Genomic DNA, 13,235 nt, shown 5'->3' on the forward strand with positions numbered 1-13,235 from the left:
CTCTCCTTCAGTGCGCCGCGCGGTGCTCGAGCACGGCGTCGATCCCTCGACGGTCAAGGGCACCGGCAAGGACGGCCGCATCACCAAGGACGATGTCGTCGCCGCCGCTTCGGCCGCGCCGGCGCCCGCTCCGGTCGCCCCGGCGGTCCCGGCCGAGCCGCAGGTCGCGCCCTCGGTCGCCGCCTCGACCGGCCGCAAGGAAGAGCGCGTGCGCATGACGCGCCTGCGCCAGACGATCGCGAAGCGCCTCAAGGAAGCGCAGAACACCGCGGCGATGCTCACCACCTTCAACGACGTCGACATGACGGCGGTGATCGAGGCGCGCACCAGGTACAAGGACCTGTTCGAGAAGAAGCACGGCGTCCGCCTCGGCTTCATGGGCTTCTTCGCCAAGGCCGCCTGCCTCGCGCTGAAGGACGTGCCCAGCGTCAATGCCTCGATCGAGGGCGATGAGATCGTCTATCACGACTATGTCGATATCTCGGTCGCCGTGTCGGGCCCGGGCGGCCTGGTCGTCCCCGTGGTGCGCGATGCCGACCAGCTTTCGGTCGCCGGGATCGAGCGCACCATCGGCGACTTCGGCAAGCGCGCCAAGGACGGCACCCTGAAGATGGAAGAGATGAAGGGCGGCACCTTCACCATCTCCAATGGCGGCGTGTTCGGCTCGCTGATGTCGACCCCGATCATCAACCCGCCCCAGGCGGCGGTGCTTGGCCTTCACCGCATCGAGGACCGCCCGGTCGTCCGCGACGGCCAGGTCGTGGTCCGCCCGATGATGTACCTCGCGCTCAGCTACGATCATCGCCTGATCGACGGCCGCGAGGCCGTGACCTTCCTCGTCGCGCTGAAGAACGCGATCGAGGACCCGACGCGGATTTTGATCGACCTTTGAACCCGCCGCCGTTCGTCCTGAGTAGCCATTGAGCTTGTCGAAATGGCGTATCGCAGGGCAGGCCTCACGCCATGTCCTTCGATACGGGTCTTCGACAAGCTCAGCCCCTACTCAGGACGAACGGGAGTGCTTACGTGTCGTTACGCACCATGCGATTGAGATAGACAATGGCTGACTATGATTTCGACGTCCTGGTAATCGGCTCCGGCCCGGGCGGCTATGTCGCCGCGATCCGTGCGGCGCAGCTTGGGCTGAAGACTGGCTGCGTCGAGAGCCGCGAGACGCTGGGCGGGACCTGCCTCAATGTCGGCTGCATCCCGTCCAAGGCGATGCTGCACGCGTCCGAGCTGTATGACGAGGCGGTCTCGGGCCGGCTCGCCAAGCTGGGCGTGAAGGTCGAGACCAGCCTCGATCTCGACACGATGCACGGCCAGCGCAGGGATGCGGTCAAGCAGCTCACCGGCGGCGTCGAATATCTGTTCAAGAAGAACAAGGTCGAGTGGCTGAAAGGCTATGCCAGCTTCACCGGCAAGGACAGCGTCAAGGTCGGCGACCGCGAGGTTCGCGCGAAGAACATCGTCATCGCGACGGGCTCCTCGGTCACCCCGCTGCCCGGCGTGACGATCGACCAGAAAATCGTGGTGGATTCGACCGGCGCGCTCGAACTGCCGTCGGTGCCGAAGCACCTGGTGGTGATCGGCGGCGGCGTGATCGGCCTCGAGCTCGGCTCGGTCTGGCGGCGCCTCGGCGCGAAGGTGACGGTCGTCGAATTCCTCGACCAGATCCTGCCGGGCTTCGACGGCGACGTGCGCAAGGAAGCCAACAAGATCATGAAGAAGCAGGGGCTGGAATTCCGCCTCTCGACCAAGGTCACCGGGGTTGCCGTCAATGGCGACACCGCGACGCTCACGCTCGAGCCCGCCGCCGGCGGCGAGGCCACGACGCTCGAGGCCGATGCGGTGCTCGTCTCGATCGGCCGCCGTCCCAACACCGAAGGCCTCGGCCTCGACAAGGCTGGCCTTGCCACCAACCAGCGCGGCCAGGTCGAGACCGACCATCGCTTCCAGACCTCGGTCCCCGGCATCTGGGCGATCGGCGACGTGATCCCCGGCCCGATGCTCGCGCACAAGGCCGAGGACGAGGGCATTGCGGTCGCGGAGAATATCGCCGGCCTCACCGGCATCGTGAACCATGATGTCATTCCGAGCGTGGTCTACACCAGCCCCGAGATCGCCGGCGTCGGCCTGACCGAGGAAGCGGCGAAGGAGCGTGGTGAAGTGAAAGTCGGCAAGTTCCCGATGCTCGCCAATTCGCGCGCCAAGACCAATCACGAGCCCGATGGTTTCGTGAAGGTCATCGCCGATGCCAAGACCGACCGGGTGCTCGGCGTCTGGGTCATCGCCTCGGTCGGCGGTACGATGATCGCCCAGGCCGCGCAGGCGATGGAGTTCGGCGCGACGTCCGAGGACATCGCCTACACCTGCCACGCCCATCCGACGCATTCGGAAGCGATCAAGGAAGCCGCGATGGCGGTGCTCGGCAAGCCGATCCACATCTAAGCTCGGGGGCCGGGAATGGACCGGATCGAATTCGAGCCGCCGACCCGGTCGATCTGCACGTGCTGTGGCGATGCCACCACGCATCTGGTCCGCTTCGTCAGTCGCGACGAAGCGGCTTTTGCGGTCTATTTTGCCGATTTCTCCGAAGGGCATGATTTTGTCAGCGTGTTGGTGGGGCTGGGTGAGTGGTCAGATGATTCGACGTCATCCGATCGGCTCGCCTTCGCCCTTCGAATATGGACCGCCGAGAACAGCTATCAGGTCGGCTTGGTAAATGCAGCGGACACGATGTACGCGACATCCTATCTCGGTCGCATCCTTGATCGGGATGAAGCACTGGCCCATCCTCTCAAGCCCGAGGTGTTCGCGCTGAGCGACCATATCGTCGCGTGTGACGAGCCGGTGATTGAGTTCCTCAATCGCGAGGCAGCCGTCTAAACGGCTCGGGCACCCCATGGCCCCGCCGGCTCCGCGCCGCGGGCCATCACCGCGACCACCACCGTCAGCAACGCCGCCGCGCCGGTCGCCAGCCACAGCGCGTCGTTGTCGAACGCGCCATAGCAGCGTGCCCCCATCACCACGCCGCTGGCAAAGCCGAGCCACAGCAGCAGATAGCGTATCCAGGTCCAGCGGTCGGCATCGCCCATCAGCGCGCCGGCCAGCCGTTGCGCCATGCGCACCAGCGATCCGGTCATATAGGTCAGGCCGATGCTCACCTCGCCGTCGCGCAGGAACAGGCCATTCTCCGCGCCCATCGCCGCGGCGAGCAGCAGCAGCGCCTGGGTGTTCGGCTCGAAATGCATGATCGTCGCGGCAAGGCCGAGCAGCAAGGTCACCGCGATCATCACCGCTGCCTGGGCATGCTTGGCCCAGCGCCGCGCGATCACCGTCGCGATCATCACGCCGCTGACGAAGCTCAGCAGCAGCGCGCCGGCCATGCGCACCTCGTCGTAGCGTTCGGTCGCGATGGCGACGCCCAGACGGGTGGTGTTGCCGCTCATGAACGAGGCGAAGAAACCGCCAAGGCTTGAATAGGCGAGGGCATCGACGAAACCGGCAAGCGCGGCAAGGCAGATGGCAAGGGCGATCATCGACGGGCGATAGCGTTGCATGGCACCGCTATGTCGCAGCACGCGGCGAGTTTCCAGCCGCCTTTGCGCCGAACCGTCGACGGCGATAGAACGCGCCATGCTTCCCCATGCGCCCTGGCAATTCGGATCGATCCTTCCCTGGCTCGACCTGTTCGGCATCGCGGTGTTCGCGACCACCGGGGCGCTCGCCGCGACCCGGCGCGGCCAGACCCTGGTCACCGCCGCTTTCTTCGCGCTGATCACCGGCGTCGGCGGCGGATCGGTCCGCGATCTGCTGATCGGGGCGCCGGTCTTCTGGGTCCATGATCCGCTGGTCGCCGCGATCTGCCTCGCGGTCGCCGGGCTGGTCTGGATCGCACCGCAGATCTGGTGGCAGGACAAGGCGCTCGACTGGCTCGATGCCGTCGGCCTCGCCGCCTATGCCGTGTTCGGCGCGGCCAAGGCGCTGGCGTTCGGCATCCCGCCGGTGCCGGCCGCGCTGATGGGGGTGATGACCGCCTGTGTCGGCGGCATCATCCGCGACGTGCTGGCGGGCGAGCCGTCGATCCTGATGCGCCCCGAACTGTACGTGACCGCCGCCGCGCTCGCCGCGGGTCTGCACGTTGTCTTGGTGTCCGCGGGTGTCCCCGCCTTTGCCGCGGCGGTGGTGGCGGCCGCCGCCGGCTTCAGCCTGCGTGCCGCCGCGATCCACTGGAGGCTCGCGCTCCCCAGTTATCGCGGGCGGCGCTAAATCAACCCTTGGGATCGCCCGGCAGATACTGCCCGGTCACCAGCTTGTAGGCGTCCGACGTGCCCCGCCCGCACCAGCCATCGACCTTGACGACGACGCCCTTGAAGCTGCCCAGCCAGGTCTGCAGGGTCATGCCGGCGGCGATCACCGCCGGATCGGTCGGCTTGGCGGTGGCGAAGCGCGAGACCAGCGGCCCGGTGACCACGGACGGCAGGGGCTCGTCGGTGAAACCGATCAGCTGTTTCTCCGCCATCCGCCGCAACAGCACCGCCGCCCCGCATTGCGCGGAGGTCGCCGTATCGGACCAGGTCCCGTCGGCGACATATTTGCCCTTGGTATAATGGTTGGAGAAGCTCCACAGATAGGGCGACTTCACCTGCGGATGGTATAGCCGGTAACCCGAGCCATTATAGCGTTCCAGCTTGAACAGCGCCCCCGCCACCGACCAGTCGGTCCATGTGTTGAAGCCCTCCAGCGTCAGCGCGTCGGTCGCGCTGGCTTCCCAGGTAAAGGGCGGCGATCCCGTCTTCGGCCGGCCGGCGGGCACCTGTTTCGTGCGCGCGGTCAGCGGATCGCCATTGTGCAGGTGTTTCGCGAAGTTCTGGCTCGCTTCCATATTGTGGATCACGGCGACGAAATGCCAGGGAATGCCGAGCGGCCCGCCGACCGCCTCATAGCGGGCCCGGTTCGCGACGAGCTTGGCCACCAGCGCTTCGACCTCCGCTGCGCGTGCGGGGTTGACGGTGCAGCTGTCGAACAATGCCTTATATTCGACGCGGAGCGCATCGGTCAGCGAAAAGGTCGCCATCTCGTCTCTCCCGGAGGACCAGCGAGCGCGGAGTGTGGTGCGTTGCCGTACCGAGTCCAGCGGGAATAGAACCGAAAAGGGGCAATCTTGCCTAGGCGACCAGTGCTTCGCGCCGCATCAGGCTTGCTTCAGGCCAAAGCGCCGCGCGTTCGTAATAGATCTCCACCGCCGGCACCTCCTCGGGGAGCGCGACCCAGGGCAGCTTCGACCGGGTGAAGATATGGACGTCGGGCGGCACCGCGCCTGGCGCGTCGAGCGTACCCACGCGCACGAACGCCAGCTTGCGCCCGAGCGTGGCATAGTGGCTCCACAACGCGACATGACAGTCGGGGCAGCGCATGATCTCCTGACCCGCGCCGCTTTCCGACGGAGTCATCACGGCTTTCGGCGCGCCGGCAAGGAGGTCGATACGATCCCCCTCGATCAGCGCATTGATCACGAAGGCCGATCCGGTTTCGGTCTGGCAGCTCGTACAGTGGCAGCAATGCACGAACATCGGCGCGTCGTTCAGCCGGTAGCGCACCACGCCGCAGGTGCACCCGCCCTCAAGGCTCATCGCTTCAGCCCCTTCAGCACATTGCCTTCGGTCGACAGATAATTGTCGCGATAGTCGAAGCGCGGACAGTCGCTGAAGATCAGCCAGTAATATTTCATCTGCTCGGACCACCAGTAACCGGGGCAAGCATCGTTCCATGCCCCGGCCACGGTCACGTCGCGCAGGCCGGAATAGCCATGGGCGACCTTGCTCGTGCGTTTCATGGCAAGGAAGTGCGTCCGCGCGACCTGCCGCCAATGCTCCTCACGATCGTGCAGCCAGAGCGTGAAGGCTGAATCGGCCAGCTCGGGGCGCAGTGCATTGCCCCTGGACGTGATCGACCAGTTGGTGGGGTCGAACGCCTCGGGCAGTACGCCGAACCTGTCCTGCGCCTTTTCCCAGCCGCGCATCGCCGCTCTGGCCTCGCCGGGCTTGCCGCCCTCGCGGAGCAACCCGGGATAGAAAGCGGACAGCTCGCTCTGCACCAGGTCGAGCTTCTCGCCGGTCTCGAAATCCACATTGGCGAACCACAGGTCGCCGGTCGTGCGGTCGGTGAGATGCGCCAGGATCGCGGCGGTGCAGCTGGTGTACGCGTCGCGCAGGCGCGGATCTCCGGTCAGCGCCCATATATCCCACAGATATTCGAAATAGCTGTCGGTCGGCGGCCCGATCGTGGCGATGCGCGTGGTCCAGGCACCGGTGGTCACGTCGATCGTATCGGCGAGCAGCCCGAGCGTCGACCGCTTCCCATACAATGTGAGCATCGCGTCGACCGCCGCTTCGCCGAAGCGCTTCTCGCCGGTCAGTTTCGACAGGGTGACGAATTCCGGCGCGAGCCCGCCGCCGATCTCGGCGGGGAAGCTCAGCGGATCGCGGGTCTTGCCGGTGCGGAGATTGACGTAGCGCATCGGCATGCCGGTCGGCGTATCGAAGGCGGGCATCATCCGCGTCGCGAGATCATGCGCCAGTTCGAGCAGCTTGGCCTCGCCGGTCGCGAGATGGCCGGAGAGCAGCCCGCCGACCAGCCGGATCGTCGCCTCGAACACCTGCGCATCGCCGTCGAGATCGAAGCGCAGCGACTGCTTGATCCAGCGCACCCCGTCCTCGAGCTCGGCGTCCAGCCCCATGAGCCACAGCGTGTCGAGTGCTTCGACGATCGACAGCCCGACCGTCTGGCCGGGAATCAGGAAGGACTTGCTGGTGCCCGAGACAGGCCTGATCTCGTCCTGGCCCCAGGCCCGTTGGCGATATTCGGCCCAGGCCCAGGCCATCTCCGCGCGGACATCCCGTGCCAGGGCATGCCAGTCGGTGCGCCCGGTCCGGGCAAGAGCGGGGGAGGCCGCCAGCGCCGCCGAGGCGGCGGCGCTGGCCAGGACATGGCGACGATCGATCAAGGCGCACCCCATGAAGAACGAGCCGCCAACTCTACACCGTCACAGGCTCCCTTCAACCGCGCAGCGTGTCAGCGATTGTGGTCCCTGCCGTTCCCCGGGCCAGGCTGTGGGCGTTGCGCGGCGGCGCGTTGCTGCGCCTGTTGGGCCTGTTGCGCGGCGCGCTGCTGTTGCTGGGCCGCCTGTTGCTGGGCCTGTTGCGCCGCGCGTTGCTGCGCCGCTTGCTGCTGCGCCTGTTGGCGTTGCTGCACCTGCTGCTGCTGGGCGGCGCGCTGTTGCGCCCGCTGCTGGTCGGCCTGCTGGCGCTGTGCCGCGCGTTGCTGCGCCGCTTGCTGCTGCGCCTGTTGGCGTTGCTGCACCTGTTGCTGCTGGGCGGCGCGTTGTTGCGCCCGCTGCTGGTCGGCCTGTTGGCGCTGTGCCGCGCGTTGCTGCTGCATCTGCTGGCCGCGCTGTTCGGCGGCGCGCTGGGCTTGTTGCTGCTGGGCGGCGCGTTGGACGCGTTGCTGCTCGGCCTGCTGGCGCTGCGCCGCGCGTTGCTGCTGCATTTGCTGACCACGCTGCTCGGCGGCGCGCTGCTGAGCCTGCTGCGTGCGTTGCTGCGCCGCTTGCTGTTGGGCCTGCTGGCGCTGCTGCGCGGCGCGCTGTTGTTCGACCTGCTGGCGTTGCGCGTCGCGCTGCTGGCGCATCTGCTGACCGCGCTGCTCGGTGGCGCGTTGAGCCTCGAGGACATGCTCGCGCCGGGCCTGATCGCGTCGCGCGGCCTGTAGCTGCAGTTGCTGCTGCGCCGCCGTCTGCTGCCCGGCGGCATCGCGCCGGGCATCGGCCTGCGCGCGCTGGGCGTCGCGTATCTGCTGCTGCGCCGCCTGTTGCTGCTGGCGCTCCTGGACCGCGCGCTGCTGCCCCATCTGGCGCTGTGCCTGCTGCTGGAGGTCGGCCGCGCGTTGCGCCTGCTGGCGCGCCTGCTCGATCTGCCGGGCGCCCCCGCCGCGATCGGCCGGCACATAGAGCTGCGGCGGCGGCCCGGTCCGGCCCTCGCGCTGCCAGGAGGCGAAGCGCTCCGCCGCCCGTTCGCGGACGATCCGCTCGGGCTGGAGTCGCCGGCTTTCCTCGGCCGCATTGCGCTGGCGATAGGCCTGCCAGTCCGGCACCCGCTGCCGCGCGTCGCGCCAGTCGGTACGGGCCGCCGCGATCACCGGGCGGCGTGCCGCCCATTGCGCCGCGGCCACGCCGCGACGGTCGCGGTCCCGCGCCGCCGCGCGCAACGCCTGTGCCCGGGCATAATAGCGCGACGCCGCCTCGGCCTGGCGCTGCGCCTCGGCCGCCGCGAGATAGCGGCCCTGCCGGTCATAGACGCTGGCGATCCGACCGTCGCGATAACCATAGGTGTAGGAAGGATCGCGCACGAGATACGGATAGTCGGCGCCCGGCTCGTAATAATAATAGCGATAGCCGTCATCGATCGGCTCGGCATAGGTCACGTAATCGCCGCTGGTTTCCCACGCCCAGGGCTCGACACCGTCATAGTCGAAATAATAATCGGGCGGGGCGTCGCCGATCGTGTCGCTGATCCAGTCGGCACGGTCGATCCAGGCGTAGCGATCGTCATGGGGCGCGTCGGCATAGCCGAGCCGCTGTACCGCCGGCAGCGCGGCGGCGCGCGGGGCGGAACGGATCGGTGTCGCCGGTCCCTCGGCCAGCGGCTGGACGACGGGCAGCGGCGGCAGCGCCGCTGCGGCTTGCGTGTTGGTGGGCGCGTCGACGCTCGCCTGTCGGGCCTGCTGCCCGCACGCGGCAAGCACGAGGGCAAGCGCGGTGGCGCTGGCGAGCCTCAGCGTGAGATGGGTCTTTCCGGCCATGGCTTATGCTCCTCTGGCTGTGAATCTGGCCAAGAGGTGGCACAACGCATCTGAACCCGCTCTGGACCCGCGGTTCATCGGAGGTTGTGGGGATCGGGAAAGGGGCTCAGGCCAGCTTGCTGCTCGTCATCCGGTCCGCGACCATGCGCGTATGGAGCAGGCTCATCGCTTCGTGCGCGGACAGTGCGGCGCCTTCCTGCCACGCGCCGATATAGCTCAGATGCTCGCCCGCGAAGAAGATACGGTCCTCCGGCCGGCACAATTCGGCATAGTCGGTCTTGCGCTGCTCCGGCGTCCAGCGCGCGGCGATGCCTTCGCTCCACGGCGTCTCGTTCCACGCGACCGTCACGCCCTTGGTCAGCAAGGCCGATTTGCCCGGATGCATCCGCTCGATCACCTCGCGCGAGACCTGCAGCCGCTGCGCATGCGGCATGCCGGAAAAGCCTGACGCATTGCCCAGGCCGCCCGCGGCATAGGCGCCGATCAGGATGCCCTTGGGCGCATTCCACCCGCCGCTCGGATACCAGATGAGCTGGCTCGGCGCGTCAGTGAAGGCGAGGCCGCCATAGATCCCTTCCTGCTCCCAGAAGCGCGGCGCTTCCCAGGCGACCTTGGCGGAAGGCGCATAGACGGTATTGGCCAGCGCCGCCTTCTTCGCCGGCGACAGCGGCATGTCGAGCTTCCTCACCATGGTGGCGGGCAGGGTGCAGAGGCAATAATCCGCTTCGACCGCGCCGCCGTCCGCCAACAGCACGCGCACGCCGCGCGCCATCGGCCGCACTGCCTTGACCGGCGTGTTGAGCCGCACATCGTCCTTCACCCGCGCATAGATCGCATAGGCGATGCGGTCCATGCCGCCGACCGGCTGGAACATCGGCGCCTGCTGGTCGAACGTCTCCTCGAAGGTCAGCCCGCCGCCCCAGAAACCGTCGGCGACGATCTGGTCGAGCGTCAGCGGGTCCATCGGAACGCCGGGATTGGCATAGCCGCCGGGATTGTCGCGAAAGCCCGCCCGGTCCGATCCGCGATAGACGCCCTTGGGGTCGAGCGCGCCCCATTGCTGGAGATAGGCGCGCAGCTTCTCGCGGTCCGCCTGAGTCACCTGCGCATCGAGCGCGCCCTGGTCCAGCGCCTTGGCGATCAGCTCGGCGAAGCGGCCCTTGGTGTCGTTGACCGCCTGGCGCTCCGTGATCGAGCGGCCGCCGAAATCGAGCCGGGCGGCGCGGTTGACGTTGACCATCACTTCGATCGGCACGTCGAATTCCCGGGCATAGCCCAGGATCGCGGTATGCGCGGTCGGCAGTCGCGCCGCGCCCGCATTGAAATAGAATCCATTGTCGAAGGTGCAGATCTGGTCCTCGCGCCCGGTCTGCTCGATCCGGTCGCCGCCACGGATCGACCAGACCCGCCCGCCGACTCGCCCGCGCGCCTCGAGCACGGTGACCTTGTACCCGGCCTTGCCCAGCTCATAGGCGGCGACCAGCCCGGCGATGCCCGCCCCCAGGATCGCGACGGAGCGCCCGGTGCCCGATCCCGCCGGCAGGTCGACGATCCGCGTCGCGCCCATCGCCGGCATGGCCAGCAGGCCCATCGCCTGCATCGACAGATAGACCGCGCTATAGCCGCCGGCCCTTCCCATCGCCTGCAGGAAGGCCCGGCGCGTCGTCACTTGGCGGGGACCTTGGCCGCGGTCACCTCGACCTCGACGAGATAGTGCGGCGCGACCAGAGCAGCGACCTGCACCGTCACCCTTGCCGGCTTGAGCGGCTGGTCCGGGGTGCCCCACACTTCCTTGTACGCGGTCATCATCCCCGCGAAATCCATCGCTGGCGCGCCGGGCGGGGCGGCCAGATAGACGCGCATCATCACCACATCGCCCGGCCCCATGCCCTTCGCCGCGAGCGCCGCCTTGATCTTGGCGAACACCGAACGCGCCTGGGTCTCGGTATTGCCCCAGCGGCCCGGGTCGGTTTCCGCCGTGCCGGGGACGGGATCGGGCAGCAACCCGCTGACATAAAGCGTGGTCGCACCCGCCGGCACCGTCACCGAACCGGCGATCGCCGCGGTGGGCGCGCCGTCATGAACCACCTGCGCGGAAACGGGGTAGGCACCGAACGCCGCCGCCAGGCTGCCGGCGATCACGCACTTGAACGGTCGGACCATCTCTCTCCCCCTTGAGTCGAGCGTGCAGTCTATGCTGCGGCGCAGCACCCGCAAGGGGAGGGCGAAGATTGCAGGATCGCGCGCATGGGCGGCGATTTCGTGGGGAAAAACGTCAATCCGGAGGGGTGGAAATGCCTTGGCCGCCGGAATTCGCATTCCGGCGGCCGTCGGCGGCCAGCACCCGGGGAGGGGATGCCGGTGCTAGCGCAGTTCGATCCGTGCCGAACTGAAGCGGACATTGGCCTTCGGGCTGATCTGCCGTGCGGCGAGATTGGGGGTGGTGCCCGTCACGCCGGTGCTTGGCTCGATCACCAGGGAGGTGTCGTCGCTACCCAGCGCCTTCAGTGCCTCGGTCGCGTCGAAGCTCTTTTCGTCCGGCGCGTTCGCGGTCATGCCGGCCATGTCGCCATGGTCGCCATGCGGCGCGGTGAGGTTGAAGAAGTTGATCACGCCCAGCAGCACGCGCTTGCCCCCGGCGCCCTGGATATAGACTTCGTAGAGCACGCCCGGCGCTTCGTCATAGGTGAAGCCGTCGATCACCACCACCGATCGCGGCGCCTCGCCATTCTTCTGCGGCGTCGCGGTCAGCATCGATGCCTTCATCTCGGGCGCGATCTTCAGCGGCAGCACGGTGGTGCCGCGCTGCAACGGGGTCGGGCCGACCAGGGGATAGACGCGTAACGGTTTCTCCTGGAGCACCGCAGTCGGCAGGTTGATCTTCAGCGTCGCCGGACAGCCGCCGCCGCCGGCGTAGCTGTAGCCGAGCTGGGCGGTAGTGAGCATGTCCTTCACCGTGCGCGTCACCAGTGCCCCGCTGCCGTCGATGAAGTTGAAATTGGTGCCCAGCTGGTTCGGGTTGTCCGGCAGCCGCGCCGCCTGGTTCACCTGCAGCCAGCACTCGTAGAGCCGGTCGATATTGGTGTGGTGAGTGTAGAAGATCGGGTCGTTCCCCGCCGCCGGCACTGCGCCCATATAGCCGGTCGGGCAGTTCGCCACGCCGACCGCGCAGTGCACCGCCCCGTGYGGCGTCTGCTCGATCGCGCCGTTGAAGGGGCTGTAGCTGGTCTGCTGCATCGCATTGGTGGTCGAGACGACCGACGGGGCGAGGTTGCTCGTGCCCGCGTTCAGCTGCGCCTGGCGGTTGGGGATGTAGAGCGGATTGGCCACGGTCTGGCCGCCCGAATTCACATAGGTCTGGTCGCGATAGGCGGCCGGCATCTGGGCGTTGGACTCATAGTCCCAATAGGGCAGCCGGAGATTGGCGTCGCCCGCCGCGCTCTGCAGCACCTGCTCGAAATAATAGAGGAACATGCGGTGCCAGGTCAGGAACTGGATCGTGCCGTGCTGGCAGGTGCACCAGGTCGCATTCTCGTCGGCATTGCTCTTCGCCTGGGCCGTCAGCCCGCTCATGCCCGCGGCGCTCAGCCCCGAGACATTGGCGCATCCGGTGCCGAAATAGGCATGCATGTTCGCCCAGTAGATCCAGCTGCGGCGGAAATTGGCGCTGCCGCGCGGCTCGCTGTTCCACGCCTTCATCTGCGCGACGCCCTTGCGCAGGCTGGCCAGTTCGGTCGCGCTCAATTGCAGGACCGACTTGCGCTGGGTGGTGACGCGCACCGGCGTGATCCGCACGCTCTGGAACTTGTTCCCGGGAGGGGCGCCGGCGGGATACATGTCGAAGGTCAGGGTCGATCCGGCGCCCGCCTTGAAGGCGAAGCTCGCGCTGCCCGTGCCGCTGGCGTCGGTACGAACCTGGCCCAGCCCGCGCTGGCATTTCCAGTAGAAATCATAGGAGGTGTTGGGCGTGCCGCGGCTGATCTGCACGGCGGCGGTGGTGTCCCCGGCGTCGGTCTGGGTGATCGTCACCTGGCCGCCATTGTTCGCGGGGTTGGATCCGTTGACATTGTTGTTGCCGCAATCGGAGAAATCCTGGCGGACCAGCGGCCCGGACGCCTGCAGGCTGCCCGATTGCGCCGAGGCTGTGGGGACGACAGCCAGCGTGCCCATGACAAGCAACATGGCGACGCTTCCATGGAGGGCCGTAAGCCGCCCTTTTGGTATATAAGACATATCAAGCCTCTCCATCTCGTTTTCTCAGAAAACGCGCAGACGCCGGACGCGCAATCCATTAATGGAATGGCACCATGTCTTGGACGACGACTCGATCGCCTGAACTATATTCTTGAAATGTACGCCTGGTGCGACGCGCA

At 67.4% G+C, this 13,235-nt stretch carries 12 protein-coding genes; 4 read left to right on the forward strand and 8 right to left on the reverse strand.

Annotation, left to right across the window (positions count from 1 at the left end; all coding sequences use genetic code 11):
* From odhB to AC1DX5_RS23755, 3 genes are all read left to right on the forward strand, one after another.
* The coding region (odhB, locus tag AC1DX5_RS23745) for a 2-oxoglutarate dehydrogenase complex dihydrolipoyllysine-residue succinyltransferase (RefSeq protein WP_478017748.1) at positions 1–892 on the forward strand (892 nt) is incomplete at its 5' end.
* A gap of 167 nt (positions 893–1,059) precedes the next feature.
* Positions 1,060–2,451 (forward strand): dihydrolipoyl dehydrogenase, encoded by a 1,392-nt coding sequence (gene lpdA, locus AC1DX5_RS23750; protein ID WP_478017750.1) that lies wholly within the window; start codon positions 1,060–1,062, stop codon positions 2,449–2,451.
* 15 nt (positions 2,452–2,466) lie between these two features.
* Positions 2,467–2,889, forward strand: coding sequence for a hypothetical protein (locus AC1DX5_RS23755; protein WP_478017753.1), 423 nt, complete (start codon positions 2,467–2,469; stop codon positions 2,887–2,889).
* Here AC1DX5_RS23755 and AC1DX5_RS23760 read toward each other — a convergent pair.
* Positions 2,886–3,641, reverse strand: coding sequence for a YoaK family protein (locus AC1DX5_RS23760; RefSeq protein WP_478017754.1), 756 nt, complete (start codon positions 3,639–3,641; stop codon positions 2,886–2,888). The genes AC1DX5_RS23755 and AC1DX5_RS23760 overlap by 4 nt on opposite strands.
* On the opposite strand from AC1DX5_RS23760, the gene AC1DX5_RS23765 reads away from it, so the two are divergent.
* Entirely contained in the window at positions 3,640–4,272 is a 633-nt protein-coding gene (locus AC1DX5_RS23765) for a trimeric intracellular cation channel family protein (RefSeq protein WP_478017756.1), read from the forward strand. The two genes, AC1DX5_RS23760 and AC1DX5_RS23765, sit on opposite strands and share 2 nt — an antisense overlap.
* A 1-nt stretch (position 4,273) precedes the next feature.
* On the opposite strand, the gene AC1DX5_RS23770 is transcribed toward AC1DX5_RS23765, so the two are convergent.
* From AC1DX5_RS23770 to AC1DX5_RS23800, 7 genes are all read right to left on the reverse strand, one after another.
* Positions 4,274–5,080, reverse strand: coding sequence for a hypothetical protein (locus AC1DX5_RS23770; protein WP_465170221.1), 807 nt, complete (start codon positions 5,078–5,080; stop codon positions 4,274–4,276).
* Positions 5,081–5,171: 91 nt separating this feature from the next.
* A complete protein-coding gene (locus tag AC1DX5_RS23775; RefSeq protein WP_478017757.1) occupies positions 5,172–5,636 on the reverse strand; it encodes a GFA family protein in 465 nt (154 codons plus the stop codon).
* Entirely contained in the window at positions 5,633–7,009 is a 1,377-nt protein-coding gene (locus AC1DX5_RS23780; RefSeq protein ID WP_478017760.1) for a glycoside hydrolase family 47 protein, read from the reverse strand. Before AC1DX5_RS23780 ends, AC1DX5_RS23775 begins: the two co-directional genes overlap by 4 nt.
* Before the next feature lie 68 nt (positions 7,010–7,077).
* Positions 7,078–8,862 carry a hypothetical protein gene (locus tag AC1DX5_RS23785; protein ID WP_478017761.1) on the reverse strand — a complete coding sequence of 595 codons (1,785 nt, stop codon included), beginning with the start codon at positions 8,860–8,862 and terminating at the stop codon, positions 7,078–7,080.
* A gap of 106 nt (positions 8,863–8,968) precedes the next feature.
* On the reverse strand, positions 8,969–10,531 hold the full coding sequence (locus AC1DX5_RS23790) for a flavin monoamine oxidase family protein (RefSeq protein ID WP_478017764.1): 1,563 nt from the start codon (positions 10,529–10,531) through the stop codon (positions 8,969–8,971).
* Positions 10,528–11,025, reverse strand: coding sequence for a Rid family hydrolase (locus AC1DX5_RS23795; RefSeq protein WP_478017766.1), 498 nt, complete (start codon positions 11,023–11,025; stop codon positions 10,528–10,530). The genes AC1DX5_RS23790 and AC1DX5_RS23795 overlap by 4 nt, the downstream gene beginning before the upstream one ends.
* 201 nt (positions 11,026–11,226) lie before the next feature.
* Complete coding sequence (locus AC1DX5_RS23800; RefSeq protein WP_478017769.1) at positions 11,227–13,044, reverse strand: tyrosinase family protein; 1,818 nt, start codon at positions 13,042–13,044, stop codon at positions 11,227–11,229.
* Between the last annotated feature and the right edge of the window lie 191 nt (positions 13,045–13,235).

This window comes from Sphingomonas sp. P2_B6, assembly GCF_056404755.1.